This is a genomic window from Citrobacter sp. wls827, from assembly GCF_005280875.1.
Lineage (GTDB): Bacteria > Pseudomonadota > Gammaproteobacteria > Enterobacterales > Enterobacteriaceae > Citrobacter > Citrobacter youngae.
This window is the reverse complement of sequence record NZ_SZWR01000001.1, coordinates 270211-287750: the sequence shown is the minus strand read 5'-3', so window position 1 is coordinate 287750 and position 17540 is coordinate 270211. Positions and strand designations below refer to the sequence as shown.

The window sequence follows — 17540 nt, the reverse complement described above, 5'->3', positions numbered from 1 at the left end:
TTTTCTCCAGCCCCTCTGATTCCCTGAGTATTAGCGATGGAAAAAGGTGTCCACCCCGAGATAGCGGGTGAAGGCTTCATGCAGCACCTCGGCGCTGGCGGAATGGTTCATGGCCACGTGATGCTCAAAGCCGTTGCGACAGATCCAGGACAGTAGATCCTCCAGATGAGGCACCTGAATTACCGCGCGGCAGCCAACAGTGTCCAGTGGATCGTCAACCGATTGCCCTTCCCCGACGTAGGCTTTGATTTCACCGGTTAAATCGTCGGTGCTCAGGCGGAAGTAGGTCAGCGCACCGCTTTTCATGCGTCCATGTACCGCACCACAGGTGTTTTCTTTTCCCACCGTGGTGCCGATAATATCTGCCGTGCCCATCTTCGGGTTATCCAGACTGGCTGATGCGAAGTTACCGCAGTGAAACAGGACACATTTATCACGATCGTCGCCGAAATTATTATTCCAGTCAGCAATCGATGCAGGGCTTAAATTACTGCTGGCGAGCGCGTACATTGACAATGCACCCATCACGTCCACTTCGCAGGCGCTGGGCATTAACTGCCCGGACATTACGCTCATGATCGAACAAACATTGATACCCAAATTTTCCTGCAGCGAGGTCCAGCACTGGATGGCTGTCGTATCAATATCGTTGGCAACAACCCATTCGCTGATAACGACAAACAGTTTTGCCATTGTGACCAGTTTGTCAGTTGGAATGGTGCTGGCGTCGGCGTTATCCAGCAACAGACGTCGCTTCTCATCCACGCGAATATCGTCGTCGCGCAGTCGTTTGATGCGGGTAAAGACTTCAGACAGGTCCAGTGTTTCCACGGCGATCCCCAGCCTTTCGAGTAATTTTTCGCTGTAGCGGACGGTATTAAACCCGGCCGGACGTGCACCGATTGCGCCGACGCGTACACCGCGCATGCTGGTAACAACCCGGCAGATTTGTTCGAAGCGTTTCAGATCCTGTTCAAACACTTCGCCTGACAGATCGCAGACATGCTGAGTGGTCAGCGTAAACGGTATACCGTACTGGCGCAGGTTATTGCACAGGGAGATCTTGCCGCAGAAGCTGTCACGGCGGGTGGCCAGTCCCATTTTATCAAGATTGTCCTCCTGCGCCTGTACCAGCACCGGCACATTTAAACCAGAAAGACGCAGCGTTTCCGCTATCGCTTTTTCGTCGCCAAAGTTAGGCAACAGTACCACCACACCGTGAATGTCATCGCGGTGTGTGCGGAATAATTCAGCACAAATTTTCGCATCCTGACGGGTTTCAACCCCACCGAGCTCGGTCTGCGTATCGTCGAGCATAATGGTTTTAATGCCCAGCCGGTCAAAGAGTGCGCTGGCCTGTTCGCGGGCTTCAGCAACCAGATAGCTCGGGAAAAATCCCCGATTGCCAATGATGACAGCCATGGTCAGTTGTTGAGGAATTCGGGACATAGCTTTCTCCAGTAAGTGTTCTGTTATTATTGTTTTATCGTGTTGCCTGTAACAGCGCGGTGGCGTTTTTCACGACGCCCGCTGCGTCAATTTCGTGGCGCGCGCGTGTTGCCGCACGATCGGCGGCGATGGCATATTGGCCATCGCCAATGCCTAATCTACGCAGTGGAATCGCACTGCCTGCTTCTGCCAGCACTTCAGCCACCAGACTACCCACGCCACCATTCACGTTATGTTCTTCTACGCTGACCACAGCCTTGCAGTGGGCTAATGCCGCCAGCAACTGTTGGGTATTGCAGGGGCGAATTGACGGTACACTGATTACGCTGGCATCAATACCAGCCTGTTCCAGCTGTGTGGCAGCCTCGACAATTTCATGCACGGTTGAGCCCATCGCGACCAGCGCAACATCTTTTCCTTCCCGCAGAATATCGATATTCCCCGGGGCGAAGCGGTAGTTTTCGTCGTGCAATTCGGGCAAGGCTTTGCCATCAAGGCGAATATAAACCGGACCAACGTGGCTTAAGGCATAGTCGATAATTTGTCGGCATTCCACTGGACAGGATGGGGCGTAAATCTCAATATTGCCAAAGCCTCGCAGCACGGAAATGTCATCAATGCTGTGGTGCGTACTGGCGAGCGGGCCGTAGCTGGCCCCCGCGTTCAGACCAATCAACTTCACGTTGGTATTGTTGTAGCAAATGTCGACTTTAATTTGCTCATTAGCCCGTGAAATCAGGAAGGGCGCGGCGTTACAGGTGACGGCGATTTTACCGCCCAACGCCAGACCAGCAGCGGCGCCGACCAGCGTCTGTTCGGCAATACCTACGTTGACCAGACGGCCGGGAAATTCCTGCATAAATGGGGCGATTTTAGCTGTTGATGTTGAGTCGGCCACGACGGGTACAACATCCATCCCGCGTTTGACTGCGGCAATTAACGTGTTCACCATCACGGTGGCGAGGTGTTCGCTATTACGCATCTTTCAGTTCCTCCAGCGCCAGTTCAATTTCTTCTCCTTTTGGCACACGGTGATGCCATTCCGGGCGGCCCTGAATAAAGGAGATCCCGGCCCCTTTGGTGGTGTGTGCAATGACAACGTGCGGTTTGCCTTCGGGTGTTAATCCTTCCAGCGTGCGCACCACATCATTCATATCGTTCCCACGGCACTCTGTAACCTGCATGCCGAAGGCACGCCATTTTTCATCCAGCGGATCGGTGTTCATGATCTCTTTGGTTGCTCCGGCGAGTTGGAGGTTATTTTTATCGTTGATAATAATGAGGTTATCGAGTTTATAGTGGGCGGCGACCAGGGCCGCTTCCCAGTTACTGCCTTCGGCCAGTTCTCCGTCACCGGTGACGACAAATACCCGGCGCTTGCTATTGCTACGTTTAGCTGCCAACGCAATCCCTACTGCAACCGGTAGGCCGTGGCCAAGAGCCCCTGTGTTCAGTTCGATTCCTGGTGTTTTATGTTTTACCGGATGGCCTGGCAGATGCGAATCGGCGTGTTGGTAGGTCGCCAGCCAGTCCACCGGAATAAACCCCGCTTCTGCCAGTACACAGTAGTACCCCCCCACGGCATGACCTTTCGACTGGATGTAGATATCACGCTCGTCGCTCTCTTTAAGCGCCACAGAGCAGTTCAGGATGCGAAAATAGAGTGCTGTCAGCAGTTCAACCTGCGACAGGTCAGCGCCAGTGTGCCCGCCAGCCGGGCTTTCAGCATTCAACACGATTATGCGGCGACGCACGGCACGTGCTTTCTTTTCTAGCTCTGGTATTGAGAGCAAAAACGGATTCATAAGACACCTCTTGAATGTTTAATCTTAGTTGAATAAATATTCCGTACGGGTGCAGTAGTGCAACTGTCTCTCTATTCACTGCGTAATCTGCAGATAAAACAGTCTGTCGTTATTGGTTAGAATAAATATTCACTACTGATTTATTATTCATTATTGAAGATATGCCTTGTCTGGCAGTTTGTCTACGGCTTATGCCACCAAATTTTGGAGAAAAGAGAAAAGGATCACACTAACGAGTTAACAGGAAAGGTGCAGATGGCTTGTTATCTATTCAGGTATGAATAAAAATAACAGGTAGTTTACCAGGGGGAATGCCATGTCAAAGCAGGATGAACAGCGGTTGCTGGTTAAGATAGCCACACTCTACTATGCCGAAAATAAAAAACAGTCTGAGATCGCTACGCTGCTGCACTTGTCGCAGTCCTTTGTCTCCCGTGCGTTGACGCGTTGCCAGAAAGAAGGGCTGGTGAAAATCACCGTCGTACAGCCGACCAATATCTTTGTGGAGCTGGAAAAAGCCATTGAAGAGCAGTTTGGTATTCGCCAGGCGATTGTCGTTGATGTTGGAGATAACCCCAGCAGTACGCAAATCAAACATGCTATTGGCAGCGCGGCGGCACACTATGTTGAAACCCGCCTGCGTGCCGAGGACCTGGTTGGGATTTCCTCCTGGAGTAGCACCATTCGTTGCATGGTTGATGAGATGCACCCGCAAAATATCCGTGCAGCGGGCGTCATTCAGTTGCTGGGGGGCGTAGGGCCGAACGGCAACGTGCAGGCCACGATTCTTACCCAGCAGTTGGCGGCGCATCTTGGCTGTCCGGCCTGGCTACTGCCTTCACAAAGCATTGAACATTCGGTGGAGGAACGTACGCGGTTGGTTAACAGCCCGGACGTTGCTGCTGTGGTTGAAAAGTTTGCCGAAGTGGATGTGGCGATTGTCGGCATTGGTGAACTCGAGCCTTCTCAACTGCTGAAAAACTCAGGCAACTACTACAACGAAGAAATGTTGCGACTGCTGGCCGAACGCGGCGCGGTCGGGGATATCTGTCTGCATTATTACGATGCAGCGGGAAATCCGGTACTTAGCCATGAGGAAGATCCGGTCATCGGCATGGAGCTTTCGCAGATCCGCGACTGCAACCATGTGATTGCGCTGGCGGGCGGAGTGGAAAAACAGAATGCGATTCGCGGCGCACTGCAGGGAAATTATATTGACGTACTGATCACAGACTACCCGACAGCGCGTAGTCTGGTAAAAGGGTGATGTCGCGGCGAGTTCAGTTATAACCAGCCCCAGGGGCTGGTTATAGTCATCAGCGTTTTGTTAAGCGTAGTTTATCAGGCCTACTGTCATACGCGACGTAGGCCTGATAAGCACAGCACCTTGAGGGCTACTGCGTTTCCATCGCTGCTTTTTGCGCGACCACGGCGGCTTTTTGCTGCATGCGATTTTGCATCTGGTCGATGATGACTGCGACAATAATCACGATGCCTTTAATCACCATCTGCCAGAATTCGCTGACCCCCATCATGACCAGACCATCGGCCAAAAAACCGATGACGAAGGCACCAATTAATGTCCCTAAAATCGTGCCCCGCCCACCCGCCAGCGACGTACCACCAAGTACAACGGCGGCAATGGCGTTCATCTCAAATGCCGTACCGTTCGCCGGATGGCTGGCGGAAAGTTGCGCTGAGACCACAATACCGGCAATGGCGGCACACAGTCCTGACAGGGTATAGACCCAGATTTTCACCTGTTTTACTTTTACTCCTGACAGCTCAGCAGCGCGTTCGTTATCGCCGATGGCGTACACGTGGCGACCAAAAGGCAGGCGACGGGCGACGTAAGCAATGACCAGGGCCAGCGCTATCATCATCCAGATGGCCCACGGAATGCCAAACAACGTTCCAGCACCAATCTCATCAAAACCGGTATTACCGAGCTGAGGATTACCGGAAAGCCCTGGGAAGGTTTGCCCATCGGAGGTCAGCATTGCCGCGCCGCGCAAAACGTACATGGTGCCAAGCGTACAAATAAACGGCGCAACGTTATACCGGGTGATGATCCAGCCATTCGTCGCGCCAATCAGTCCACCAATCAACAGAACGACAGGTACAATTACCCAGACACTGGGAAAAATTGCTATGCCGAACATCGGTAATACAATACCTTTGGTGATAAGCCATCCGGCAATCATGCCGCACAGCCCCAGCGTCGCGCCAATCGAGAGATCAATCCCGGCGGTAATAATGACAAACGTGATCCCCAGTGCCAGAAATGCGTTAATGGCAATGTGCTTGATCATAATGACCATACTGCCGCCAGAAAGGAATCCCGGTACGGTAAAAGCAAAAAAGCCGACTATCAAAAACAGTGCAATAAAGGTGCGTAATTTTAGGATCAACAGCAGGATATTTTCCCGTGAGAAAGCGACTGTGGAGCGAGGCGCGACGACAGCAGATTGTAGTGTTTTCATGTCAGAACCCCTGAGCACTTGCGGTTACCAGCGCCGACTCTTCGGCACGATCGCGGGCGATATCGGCCGTTAGCTTGCCGCCGGACATCACCAGAATGCGGTCAGAAACCGCCATAATTTCTTTTAAATCCGAGGTGGAGAAGACCACAGCAATCCCCTGCTGTGAAAGTTGGACCATCATGCGGAACACATCGGCTTTTGCCCCGACGTCGATGCCACGTGTCGGTTCGTCAAGAAATAGAATTTTGGGATTGGTGAGCAGAGAGCGACCAATCACCACTTTTTGCTGATTACCGCCGCTCAGCGCCTGAATTTCCACATCGGGTGAGGAGACTTTTATCGACAGATTACCAATTGTGCTGGCGACTACCGCCTCTTCATCTTTACGGGCAATGGCAAAGCCGCGCTGCAAACGGCGCCACAGGCTGGCAATGGTCAGATTGGTGGCAACGGATGAAATAGGGAAAATCCCCGTGCGTTTGCGGTCTTCTGGCACCAGACTCATCCCCATACGGATGCGATCGGCGGTCGTTAAGCGTTGCGGGACCGGTTTGCTGTCGAGCCACAGTTTGCCGAGATAGTTGCGCTCAGTACCTAACAAGCACTCGAACAATTCAGTTCGTCCGGCTCCCATCAGCCCATAGATACCGACAATTTCACCCGCGTGAACGTTAAAGGTGACATCATTGACGACCGCGTTGCCCGCAGTATTGACGCAGGTAATATGTTCCGCTTCCAGAACCGGGGCGCCAAACGTGCGGCCAGGTTCGAGAAAGTTGCTCACCGGATCGCTGCCCAACATCTCGCGCACAATCCATGGCACATCGATCTCGCTCACCCTGGCTTCGGCCTGAAATTTACCATCGCGTAAAATGGTGATCACATCGCCAATCGACATCAATTCTTCGAGACGATGGGAAATGTAGATAATTGACACCCCCTGGCGGGTCAGTTCACGAATGACACGGAACAGGATCTCGACTTCAGTTTTACTGAGCGCTGAGGTGGGTTCGTCAAGGATCAGGATATCCGCATCTTCAGCCAGGGCCTTCGCGATTTCGACCAGTTGTTGCTGTCCCACTTTGAGATTGCCAACCAGATCGCGTGGTGATATTGGCTGATCGAGTCGGGTTAACAGTTCGGCGGTACGTTTTTCCTGTTCGGCCTCATCAATGGGAGCCATGCCCGTTTGAATTTCCCGACCGAGGAAAATATTTTCCGCGACGGTGAGGTTCTCAAACAGGTTTAGTTCCTGATGCACCATGCCAATTCCGTGTGCCGCTGCGTCCCGGGTATTGGCGAAGCGCACGGGATTTCCATTAAGCGACATCTCGCCGCTGCTGGGCTGCTGAACACCCGCGAGGATCTTCATCAGTGTGGATTTTCCCGCGCCGTTTTCACCAATAATCACGTTCACTTTGCCGCGCCAGACCTGATAATCCACGCTGTCCAGCGCAATCGTACCAGGAAACAACATGGAAATAGCATGGGTGCGCAGGATGATGTCATCAGCTGAGGTATTGCGCATTAATGAGTCTCCTGTTCAAGCGTCAGCGCTGCCGCGTTTTCCGCTTTTCCAGCATTCAACGTCACGGCGAACAGCACTGTCGCAGTCTTCCCTTGCCAACTCGTGTCTACGGCGGATAAGTGTTTTGCCGCTTCGCGGTTATAGGCCCGTGAAAGTTGGGCAAACTGAACCTGATTAGTAAAATCTTCGAACTTGAAACCGCTGGCATCACGAATAGCATTGCCGCGCATTACCGGACCAATCTGGACTGTGACGGGCATGTCATTGACCTTCACCACGATGGTGCGTTCACGCCCATTGGTGGTGTCGATGCTATCAATCGTGCTGGTCAGGCGTACAAACACGCTTTCGGGAGCGGGTGAGGGGGCCTTCAGGCGAGTGGTCAGCGCTGAAGCATCCAGAGCATGTTGCTGCGCCGCCTCCAGAACACGGGATTGCCAGGTTTGTTGCGCGATCTGATCGGGAGTTTGGTTGTCGAAACTGGCTTTGGCCTGTGGATCGGCCGGGATGATGGGTTTGCCGTTTTCGTCGAGGTCAACTACCGTGCAGGCCGTCAGCAACAGGGCGGCGCACCCAACCAGTGCGGCACCCCATTGTGTTAACGACATAGTGCCTCCGTTTAGTGGCTCAAATTAAACGAGTTCAGCTTGCTGGCATTGGTTTCATCAATCAGCACGCAATCCATAAGCTGTTTTTCCTCTTTCTGGGCTTTGCCGTTTTTCAGGTAATAATCTGCCTGCTCAACCGCCATTTGTGCCTGTTGCCAGCCGGGTTGCAGCACGGTCGCTTTGATATTGCTTTTATTGATGATTGAATCGCGGGTGTAGTCGCTACCATCAAAACCGACCACGATGACATTATTTTTCCCGGCAGCCTTCAGTGCGGCCTCGGCACCCAGCGCCATAGTGTCATTCCCTGAGATCACCCCTACGATATCCGGGTTGGTTTGCAGAATGGATTCCATGCGGGTAAAGGCTTCGGTTTGGCTCCAGTTTGCTGTTTGTTGGGCCACCATTTTCATGTCCGGGTAATCGTCGAGTACATCGTGATATCCCTGCGAGCGTACATGAGCGTTGGTGTCGGACTGACGCCCCAGTAGTTCAACGTACTTCCCTTTTCCGTCCAGCAGTTTGGCGAACGTCTCCGCACCGAGCTGTGCGCCTTGATAATTATTCGACACGATTTGTGCGACGGCGATGCCGGTTTTATTGATTTCGCGATCGATCAGAAAGGCAGGCACGCCTGCTGCTTTGGCTTTTTCCAGCGGACCCACGGTGGCATCCGCACCCGCATTATCGAGAATGATTGCTTTCGCTTTACGGGCAATGGCGGTTTCAATCAGCTGGTTTTGTTTATTGACGTCATCATCATGAGAGGCAACCAGCGTCGTGTATCCCAGCGCTTTTGCTTTGGCAACCGCGCCGTCGGCCTCGGCTTTAAAGAACGGGTTGTCGTGGGAAGGGGTAATAATCGCAATCAATCCGTTGTCAGCAGCATACAGCGAACCCGAGGCGGTCAGGATCGAGGCCAGTAATACGGATTTAACCAGGGTCTTGTTCATCTTTTTCTCCACTTTGAATATTTATTCAAATATGATTTATTATTCAAATTAACGATAAATCGAGATAATCGAACTGTCTACGATTTGCGCAGCTAATTTCTTAAAAGGAGAAAAGGATCACGATCCTGATGGCGAGGCCGGGCACAGCGTAATGATGTTGTTACCACGCTGAAACCAACGCACGTTGACGTCCTGATTGCCGAGGTTTGCCGAAAATGATGGCATAATTTGCAGGGTTATATGCTGAGTCGTGAGGGCGGTAATTTTTGCGCTGGCGAAACCAGGTAACCCGCTTGCCTGGGTGGAGAATGCCTTATACAGACTCTCTTTGGCGCTGAAGGCCAGGGTTAAGGCAAGTGGAAAGGGGAGTGACGCATGAAGCAAAACCTTTCTCTCAGTGTTGTCTATAATGCTGTCAGCCAGCTCAGCTGCGACCTGCGGCGAAAAAATAGCCTCAATATCCAGTCCGACGGGGTGGCGTGAGACGACAGCCAGTGCCGTTGTCGCGCTATGACTGATACTGCCAAAGAGGCCATGTGGCCACAGCGGTTGTCGCTGCTCGCCGATGCCGGGCACCGTTTTGATACCGTATTCACGTAAAGCATGTATTGCGGCGATACGTCCTGCCAGGTGCTCTGCTTTACGTTTACGTGCGCCAGCGGTTAGCTGGGCATGGTGAGGGAGCCAGAGCAGATCGTGCTCGTGAAAGCTGTTGGGATCAAATTCGATGATCTGCAGCGAATAGTCTGCGAAAGGCAACGATGTGTGTGTTGTACGCATGATTTTGTATCGTTTCCCTCTCCCCACCGGGAGGAGAGGGAACAACGCTATCAGAAGTGTGTATTCACGCTCATGAACCACGTACGACCCGGTTCGTTATAGGTGTACGCGCCAGCGCCCGCCATATAATTACCGGTAACGATATCGCCAGTGGTCTGGGCATTGCCTTCACGCCACAGACGTTTGTCAAAGACGTTATCCACGCCGCCGGTCAGGCTGACGTTTTTGGTCACGTCCCAGGTCGCGCTCAGGCCGACGATGCTGTACGGACTCACTTCTTGTGCCGAGCTGCCGGTTACCGGTTTACCCTGGTAATCGTATTTCTTCGGCTGCTGTTTGCCGTACCAGGTAAAGGTGGATTGCAGTGACAGATCTTCACGCGCCTGCCAGCTCAATGTTGAGTTCAGCGTGTACTCAGGAATAATCGACAGACGTTCGCCAGTCTCTTTATTCTTGCTTTGCAGCATGTAGGTGATGTTGTTGGTCCAGGTAACGGTTTCGCTAACCGGCACGTTCAACGTTCCTTCCAGGCCTTCTACCACCGCTTTAGGAATGTTTTCCCACTGATAGATATCGGTGTAGGTTGTTGTAGTTTTGCCCGTTGTTGCGTTTTTCTTGCTGATAGAGGTTCTGTCAAACGGTACCGTACCCGCTTCAATCTTGTTTCGGTAATCGTTGCGGAACCAGGTGACGCCAGCCAGCCAGCCGTCACGTTTGAACTCGAGACCAATCTCTTTGTTGATGCTGGTTTCAGCTTTCAGGTCATCGTTACCCATCATGTAGCAGCCAATACCGCTGGCAGAACCGGTGGCATAGCAGCCCTGGCCTTTACTGTACAGAATGTAATTCGGGTTGAGTTGGTACAGGCTTGGTGCTTTATAGGCGCGCGCGATACCCATTTTCAGCGTAAAGTCGTCGCCCAAACCTTGAGACAGGTTCAACGACGGGCTCCAGTTGTCGCCCACAATGCTGTGGTGGTCGAAACGCAGACCCGGTGTCAGCATGGTGCTGTCGGTCAGCTCCATGTTGTTTTCGGCAAACAAAGAGAAGATCTCGGCTTTCGAATATGGGCTGCGATCGGTGCTGCTGTAGCCTGGAATATTACCGCCCATAAAGGTCTGCGAGTTAGACAGCATGTCCTTCATGCGCTGCTGGTTCCATTCAGTACCCAGCGTCAGGTTTTGATTGACCAGTAGATCCAACGGAATGCTGATCTCACTGTGCAGCATGACGTCATTCAGGTCGGCATCGACATATTTTTGTGAAGCAGTCGGGTCGAAGATCCCCTCTGTTCCACCGGCCAGACCTTCCGGCGTGCGAGAGTTCCGCGTATGTTCGTACTGCACCCAGTTGCTGGTGGTGACACCATTATCCCAGCCGCCGTTCCAGGTCAGCGAGTAGTTCTGACGGTACAGACGGTTAGTTTCTTTACCGTAGTTATCTTTCACCAACTGGTTAGTGTTGGTATTTTGCGTGTCGCCCGCGTACAGGTTGCCCTGGCGGCTATAACCCGCTTCCAGTTCAAGTGACTGAAGTGGGGCAAAATCCCAACGCACAATACCGTTGATGTCTTTGTTGATCACCCCTTCACGACCGGCGGGTAAGGTATTTGAATATGTGCCGGTACGTTCTGACTGATGACCCTGGTTGATGTCCCATGCGTCGGCCTGGGTTTTATCGAGATTACCGTACAGACGGAAGCTGAAATCTCCGCCCATTGGGCCGTTCAGGCTAAAGTTGGTGCGTTTGGTCGAACCTTCGTCTTTGTGTTCCGGGGCATTGAAATAGGTATCCCAGGAGCCGTGCCATTCACTGCTGCCTTTTTTGGTGATGATATTCACCACGCCACCCGCAGCACCGTTACCGTAGCGTGCCGCGGCTGGGCCGCGCAGCACTTCAATACGCTCGATCATTTCTGGCGGCACCCAGGCGGTATCACCACGGGTATCACGCTCGCCGCGCCAGCCCTGACGCACAGAGTTGCGGCTGGTGACCGGCTTGCCGTCGATCAAAATCAGGGTGTTTTCCGGGCCCATGCCGCGAATGTCTATCTGACGGTTGTTGCCACGTTGACCGCTGGTTGAGTTACCGGTCAGGTTAACGCCTGGCATGGTACGGATGATTTCCGACACGTCGCGAGCCGGAGGGTTCTTACGGATTTCATCTGCGGTGATGGTCGAAACGCCTGGAGCCTGCAGGTTCTGCTGAGCGGCGGTGACGACGATGGTGTCTTCATGAGAGACGGCGGCGCTATCGGTTTTATCTTCTGCCATCGCGGGCAGGGCTACCCCGTAAATCCCTAAATTGACCAATAAGGCCAGTGAATGAATCTTGTTGTTCATTGTATGTCCTGCTTTCTTTTAGCCACGAGTACCCGTGTGCCGTTTTGGGCACCAGGCCTGATGTCGCCCGCATCTGCGTAAACCCCTCCGTTCCAGAAAAAGTACGCAGCGCCAGGTCGGTTTATAAGTGGTGAAAAACTGTGCGCGCTTCCCACAGCGCGTCAATACGCTATTGCAAATGCAAATAGTTATCAATAATATTATCAATATATTTCACGCTCAGATATAAAATTTCACAATAAACATGGGGTTATGGCGGTGACGACGTTAATGATGGGAAGCGAGGCGTGGTGGCAGTCGAAAAAAGGCCCGGAGTGGGAGCGTGAAGACAACGGAAATTATCGGGTAACGTTCTGGTGGCGTGACCCGCAGGGAACGGAAAAAGAGTCCGCCATTCGTCGCGTGTGGGTCTATATCACCGGCGTCACCGATCATCATCAAAACGCTACCCCTCAGTCGATGCAACGCATTGATGGAACAAATGTTTGGTGCTGGTGTGTTTCTCTCAGCGCCAACTGGCGCGGCAGTTACTGTTTTATTCCAACAGAACGGAACGATATTTTTGCTACGCTGGCACCGGGTGAAACACCCGATCGCACTGTGCTACGCGAAGGCTGGCGACAACTGCTGCCACAGGCTATTGCGGATCCTCTCAATACTCAAAGCTGGAAAGGGGGCCGGGGGCATGCGGTGTCCGCGCTGGAGATGCCAGATGCTCCCGTACAGCCAGGATGGGATCGCCCTGAAAATCCCGACTTGCCCGCAGTATGCCTGCAATGGCACAGCGATCGGTTGGGTAATACGCGCCGGGTGTGGGTTTTCACCACCGGTGAAGCCAACCCGCAAGAACGTCCCCTGGCTATTCTGCTGGACGGACAATTTTGGGCACAGAGTCTGCCTGTCTGGCCGGCGCTGACCTCACTCACTCATCGTGGCCAGCTTCCTCCCGCGGTATATCTCCTGATTGATGCCATTGATACGCCGCATCGCAGCCATGAGTTGCCGTGTAACGCTGATTTTTGGCTGGCAGTTCAGCAGGAATTATTGCCGCTGGTCAAAACCACGACGCCATTCACCGATGACCCGCAGCGTACGGTGGTTGCCGGGCAAAGTTTTGGCGGTTTGGCTTCGCTGTATGCTGGACTGAACTGGCCGGAACGGTTTGGCTGCGTACTCAGTCAGTCCGGATCTTATTGGTGGCCGCATCGCGGTGGTCATCAGGATGGCGTGATTATTGAACAACTGAAGGCCGGAACGGTAAGCGTTCAGGGTCTACGTATTGTGCTGGAAGCCGGGACCCGCGAGCCGATTATTTTTCGTGCTAATCAGGCGCTATTCGCCCAATTTCCCTCTGCACCACAGTCTATTTTCTGGCGTCAGGTTGAGGGTGGTCATGATGCGCTTTGCTGGCGCGGCGGCTTAATGCAAGGGCTGATGACGCTCTGGCAACCGCTCACCGACACGCTTTAACCGGACGATGTTCCACGACAGGAGTTGAGTATGGAATTCAGTAACCCCTTCGATAACCCGCAGGGACAGTTTTACATTCTGCAAAACCCACAACGTCAATTCAGCCTTTGGCCTCAGCAGTGCTCACTTCCTGCTGGCTGGACGGTTGTGTGCGAACCGCAGTCGCAGGAAGTCTGCCAGCAATGGCTGGATGCGAACTGGACCACGCTGACGCCAGCGAACTATGTCGATGTACAGGAGGCGCAATGACTCAGCGCTTACCTTTAGTTGCAGCCCAGCCGGGGATCTGGATGGCAGAAAAGCTCTCCACATTGCCCTCGGCGTGGAGCGTTGCACACTATGTCGAATTAACCGGTGAACTGAATGCACCACTGCTGGCAAAGGCAGTCGTGGCCGGTCTGGAGCATGCGGATACCCTGCGGATGCAGTTCACTGAGGATAACGGTGAAATCTGGCAATGGGTTGATCCTACGCTCACCTTTGCTGAACCTGACATTCTCGATTTACGCAATGAATCCAGTCCGCACGAGGCGGCACGTGCATTGATGCGGGCGGATCTGCAACAGGATCTGCGCGCTGACGGTGGCAAGCCGCTGGTCTTCCATCTGCTCATTCAGGTGGGAGATAAACGCTGGTACTGGTATCAGCGCTATCATCACTTACTGGTTGATGGCTTTAGTTTCCCGGCTATTACTCGCCAGATTGCTGCAATTTACACAGCGTGGCTGCGCGGTGAATCCACGCCAGCCTCGCCATTTACGCCGTTTGCCGAGGTCGTGGAAGAGTATCAACAGTATCGTCAAAGCGATGCCTGGCAACGTGATAGCGCATTCTGGGCTGAGCAACGCCAACAACTGCCGCCGCCGGCTTCATTGTCGAACAAACCGCTGCCAGGTCGCTCAGCCAGCGCGGATATTATTCGCATGAAGTTAACTGCACCTGAAGGTTCATTCCGCCAGCTTGCGTCACGTATGCCAGATGTTCAGCGTGCGGATCTGGCGCTGGCGCTGGTTGCATTGTGGCTCGGTCGTTTATGCAGCCGAATGGACTATGCTGCCGGGTTTATCTTTATGCGCCGTATGGGATCAGCTGCGCTTACCGCTACCGGACCGGTGTTAAATGTCCTGCCCTTTGGCGTGAGACTTGATGCAGCAGAAAGTCTCCCTGCGCTTGCGCAACGGCTGGCCGGGCAGATGAAGAAAATGCGCCGACATCAGCGCTATGATGCCGAACAAATTGTCCGTGACAGCGGGCGTGCGGCCGGGGCTGAGCCACTGTTTGGCCCGGTACTGAACGTGAAAATATTCGATTATCAGCTGAATATTCCCGGCGTACAGGCGCACACCCATACGCTGGCGACAGGACCGGTGAACGATCTGGAGCTGGCGCTGTTCCCGGATGAAAACGGTGGGCTGAGCATTGAAATTCTGGCGAATAAGCAGCGATATGACGCCGCTACGTTGGCGCAGCATGCTTCGCGTTTAATCGCGCTTATCGAGCAGTTTGCCGACAATCCATCGCTATGCTGCGGCGACGCCGAAATGTTGTTACCGACAGAACATGAGCGGCTGGCGAAGATTAACGACACGAGCGTGGAGATCCCGTCCACTACGCTGAGCGCGCTGGTGGCGCAACAGGCCGATAAAACACCGGATGCCCCGGCGCTGGCCGATGCCCGCTATCAGTTTAGCTATCGCGAAATGCGTCAGCAGGTGGTGGCACTGGCAAAACTGCTGCGCGAACGCGGTGTGCGCCCGGGGGACAGCGTGGCGGTTGCCTTACCGCGCTCCGTTTTCCTGACGCTGGCGCTGCACGGCATCGTCGAAGCGGGCGCAGCCTGGTTACCGCTGGATACCGGATATCCGGACGATCGTCTGCGGATGATGCTGGAAGACGCCAAACCTACGTTGCTTATCACCACTGATGAACAACGGATTCGTTTTAGCGGTATCCCTGGGCTGGAAAGCCTGTGCTACACCGCTCCGCTGCCAGAGCAAGATGACACACCATTCGCTTTATCGCGACCGAATCATACGGCCTATATCATCTTCACTTCCGGATCGACGGGCAGACCAAAAGGAGTGATGGTGGGGCAAACCGCAATCGTTAACCGTCTGCTATGGATGCAGAATCACTATCCGCTGACGGCCGACGATGTGGTGGCGCAAAAAACGCCATGCAGTTTTGATGTTTCGGTCTGGGAATTTTTCTGGCCTTTCATTGCCGGCGCAAAACTGGTGATGGCTGAACCAGAGGCACATCGTGACCCGCTGGCGATGCAACAGTTCTTCGCGACGTTTGGGGTGACGACAACGCACTTTGTACCGTCGATGCTGGCGGCATTTGTGAGCTCACTGACGCCAGAAACGGCGCGGGAAAGCTGCTCCACGTTGAAACAGGTGTTTTGTAGCGGTGAAGCGCTGCCGGCAGAATTGTGCCGCGAATGGGAGCAACTGACCCACGCGCCGCTGCACAATTTGTATGGGCCAACCGAGGTGGCGGTAGATGTAAGCTGGTATCCAGCCTGGGGTGAGGAGCTCGCTGCCGTAACCGGCAACAGCGTACCCATCGGCTATCCGGTCTGGAACACCGGTTTGCGGATCCTCGATGCCATGATGCGTCCAGTGCCCATTGGTGTCGCCGGTGACCTGTACCTGACAGGGATCCAACTGGCGCAAGGTTATCTGGGGCGTCCGGATCTGACGGCGAGCCGTTTTGTTGCCGATCCCTTTAGCCCAGGCGAACGTATGTATCGTACCGGAGACGTGGCGCGCTGGCTGGAAAATGGTGCGGTGGAATATCTTGGGCGCAGTGATGACCAGCTAAAAATTCGTGGGCAGCGTATTGAACTGGGCGAGATTGATCGGGTGATGCAGCAACTACCAGATGTGGAGCATGCTGTTGCCCATGCCTGCGTATTCAATCAGGCGGTAGCGACAGGCGGCGATGCGCGCCAGTTAGTGGGCTATCTGGTGTCACAATCGGGTTTACCGCTGGATATTTCGGCATTGCGCGAGAGTCTGCGCGCAACCCTGCCTGCACATATGGTACCGACAGTGCTGCTGCAACTGGCGGAGCTCCCGCTCAGCGCCAACGGCAAGCTGGATCGTAAAGCGTTACCAATGCCACAACTGACGTCACGTCAGGAAGGGCGGGCGCCGCGAGCAGGGACTGAAACCACGATTGCTCAGGCGTTCACGGCCTTGCTGGGCTGCGAGGTCAATGATGTTGAAGCGGATTTCTTTGCGCTTGGCGGGCATTCGCTGCTGGCGATGAAGCTGGCCGCGCAGTTGAGCCGCATTTTTGCGCGCCAGGTAACGCCTGGGCAGATTATGGTGGCCTCGACCGTCGAACAGCTCAGCGCATTGCTGGATAGCAATGATGACGAGCAGTCGCAACGGCTGGGATTTGAAACGCTGCTGCCGCTGCGTGAAAGCGATGGTCCTGTGTTGTTCTGCTTCCATCCGGCATCGGGTTTCGCCTGGCAGTTTAGCGTGTTGTCACGCTATCTTCCTCCACAGTGGTCGATTATGGGTATCCAGTCACCGCGACCGGATGGCCCGATGCAGACAGCAGAAAACCTGGATGCGGTGTGCGAACAGCACCTGGCAACGTTACTTCGTCAGCAACCTCATGGACCTTATTATCTGATTGGGTACTCGTTGGGCGGTACGCTGGCGCAGGGCATTGCTGCCCGATTACACGCGCGTGGAGAAACGGTCGCGTTTCTCGGCCTGCTGGATACCTGGCCGCCGGAAACGCAAAATTGGTCGGAAAAAGAGGCCAATGGACTCGACCCGGAAGTGTTGGCGGAAATTGATCGTGAGCGGGAGGCGTTTCTGACTGCTCAGCAGGGCAATGCATCCGACGCATTGTTTAGCGCCATTGAAGGTAACTACGCCGATGCGGTTCGACTGCTGAGTACGGCACATAGCGTACCTTTTGCGGGACACGCGACGCTGTTTGTTGCTGAACGCACGTTACCGCCAGGAGTCAGCCCGGAACGCAGTTGGTCGCCGTGGATTTCCAGTCTGGATATTTATCGCCAGGACTGCGCGCACGTTGATATCATTACGCCAATGGCTTTCGAGAAGATTGGGCCAGTCATGCGTGACTTGCTCA

13 protein-coding genes are annotated in these 17540 nt (G+C 53.9%); 4 read left to right on the top strand and 9 right to left on the bottom strand.

Annotated features, from left to right (window positions below):
* Positions 1-30: 30 nt before the first annotated feature.
* From FDX03_RS01350 to FDX03_RS01340, 3 genes are read right to left on the bottom strand one after another with little or no spacing between them, the layout of a single operon-like run.
* Entirely contained in the window at positions 31-1449 is a 1419-nt protein-coding gene (locus FDX03_RS01350) for an L-fucose/L-arabinose isomerase family protein (RefSeq protein ID WP_048212343.1), read from the bottom strand.
* Positions 1450-1483: 34 nt separating this feature from the next.
* Positions 1484-2431: a transketolase C-terminal domain-containing protein gene (locus tag FDX03_RS01345; RefSeq protein WP_048212342.1), complete on the bottom strand. Its 948-nt coding sequence runs from the start codon at positions 2429-2431 to the stop codon at positions 1484-1486.
* Entirely contained in the window at positions 2424-3254 is an 831-nt protein-coding gene (locus FDX03_RS01340; RefSeq protein WP_061067485.1) for a transketolase, read from the bottom strand. Before FDX03_RS01340 ends, FDX03_RS01345 begins: the two co-directional genes overlap by 8 nt.
* A 316-nt stretch (positions 3255-3570) precedes the next feature.
* On the opposite strand from FDX03_RS01340, the gene FDX03_RS01335 reads away from it, so the two are divergent.
* Entirely contained in the window at positions 3571-4521 is a 951-nt protein-coding gene (locus FDX03_RS01335; protein WP_115600791.1) for a sugar-binding transcriptional regulator, read from the top strand.
* A gap of 127 nt (positions 4522-4648) precedes the next feature.
* Here the strand turns inward: FDX03_RS01335 and FDX03_RS01330 are convergent, their stop codons facing one another.
* From FDX03_RS01330 to FDX03_RS01305, 6 genes are all read right to left on the bottom strand, one after another.
* The gene (locus FDX03_RS01330; RefSeq protein WP_048212339.1) at positions 4649-5737 is read right to left on the bottom strand and encodes an ABC transporter permease; all 1089 of its coding nucleotides are present in this window, start codon (positions 5735-5737) and stop codon (positions 4649-4651) included.
* A 1-nt stretch (position 5738) separates the two neighbouring features.
* A complete protein-coding gene (locus tag FDX03_RS01325; RefSeq protein WP_170971279.1) occupies positions 5739-7265 on the bottom strand; it encodes a sugar ABC transporter ATP-binding protein in 1527 nt (508 codons plus the stop codon).
* Positions 7265-7873, bottom strand: coding sequence for a DUF2291 family protein (locus FDX03_RS01320; protein ID WP_048212338.1), 609 nt, complete (start codon positions 7871-7873; stop codon positions 7265-7267). Before FDX03_RS01320 ends, FDX03_RS01325 begins: the two co-directional genes overlap by 1 nt.
* 11 nt (positions 7874-7884) lie before the next feature.
* Positions 7885-8826, bottom strand: coding sequence for a D-ribose ABC transporter substrate-binding protein (locus FDX03_RS01315; RefSeq protein WP_048212337.1), 942 nt, complete (start codon positions 8824-8826; stop codon positions 7885-7887).
* A 117-nt stretch (positions 8827-8943) separates the two neighbouring features.
* A complete protein-coding gene (gene entD, locus FDX03_RS01310) occupies positions 8944-9606 on the bottom strand; it encodes an enterobactin synthase subunit EntD (RefSeq protein WP_061067487.1) in 663 nt (220 codons plus the stop codon).
* A gap of 50 nt (positions 9607-9656) precedes the next feature.
* On the bottom strand, positions 9657-11948 hold the full coding sequence (locus FDX03_RS01305; protein ID WP_061067488.1) for a TonB-dependent siderophore receptor: 2292 nt from the start codon (positions 11946-11948) through the stop codon (positions 9657-9659).
* A 252-nt stretch (positions 11949-12200) separates the two neighbouring features.
* Between FDX03_RS01305 and fes the strand changes: the two genes are divergently transcribed.
* The 3 genes from fes to entF form a co-directional block, all read left to right on the top strand.
* Complete coding sequence (gene fes / locus FDX03_RS01300; protein ID WP_137345370.1) at positions 12201-13418, top strand: enterochelin esterase; 1218 nt, start codon at positions 12201-12203, stop codon at positions 13416-13418.
* 30 nt (positions 13419-13448) lie between these two features.
* On the top strand, positions 13449-13667 hold the full coding sequence (locus tag FDX03_RS01295) for an MbtH family protein (RefSeq protein ID WP_061067489.1): 219 nt from the start codon (positions 13449-13451) through the stop codon (positions 13665-13667).
* A partial coding sequence (gene entF / locus FDX03_RS01290; RefSeq protein ID WP_137345454.1) for an enterobactin non-ribosomal peptide synthetase EntF occupies positions 13664-17540 on the top strand: 3877 nt, incomplete at its 3' end. The genes FDX03_RS01295 and entF, both read left to right, overlap by 4 nt.

Excerpts from the sequence above, each read along its gene's own strand:
- fes (WP_137345370.1), top strand. The coding sequence starts at position 12,201 with ATGGCGGTGACGACGTTAATGATGGGAAGCGAGGCGTGGTGGCAGTCG.
- FDX03_RS01350 (WP_048212343.1), bottom strand. The coding sequence starts at position 1,449 with ATGTCCCGAATTCCTCAACAACTGACCATGGCTGTCATCATTGGCAAT.
- entD (WP_061067487.1), bottom strand. The coding sequence starts at position 9,606 with ATGCGTACAACACACACATCGTTGCCTTTCGCAGACTATTCGCTGCAG.
- FDX03_RS01315 (WP_048212337.1), bottom strand. The coding sequence starts at position 8,826 with ATGAACAAGACCCTGGTTAAATCCGTATTACTGGCCTCGATCCTGACC.
- FDX03_RS01295 (WP_061067489.1), top strand. The coding sequence starts at position 13,449 with ATGGAATTCAGTAACCCCTTCGATAACCCGCAGGGACAGTTTTACATT.
- FDX03_RS01325 (WP_170971279.1), bottom strand. The coding sequence starts at position 7,265 with ATGCGCAATACCTCAGCTGATGACATCATCCTGCGCACCCATGCTATT.
- FDX03_RS01340 (WP_061067485.1), bottom strand. The coding sequence starts at position 3,254 with ATGAATCCGTTTTTGCTCTCAATACCAGAGCTAGAAAAGAAAGCACGT.
- FDX03_RS01335 (WP_115600791.1), top strand. The coding sequence starts at position 3,571 with ATGTCAAAGCAGGATGAACAGCGGTTGCTGGTTAAGATAGCCACACTC.
- FDX03_RS01330 (WP_048212339.1), bottom strand. The coding sequence starts at position 5,737 with ATGAAAACACTACAATCTGCTGTCGTCGCGCCTCGCTCCACAGTCGCT.
- FDX03_RS01305 (WP_061067488.1), bottom strand. The coding sequence starts at position 11,948 with ATGAACAACAAGATTCATTCACTGGCCTTATTGGTCAATTTAGGGATT.
- FDX03_RS01320 (WP_048212338.1), bottom strand. The coding sequence starts at position 7,873 with ATGTCGTTAACACAATGGGGTGCCGCACTGGTTGGGTGCGCCGCCCTG.
- FDX03_RS01345 (WP_048212342.1), bottom strand. The coding sequence starts at position 2,431 with ATGCGTAATAGCGAACACCTCGCCACCGTGATGGTGAACACGTTAATT.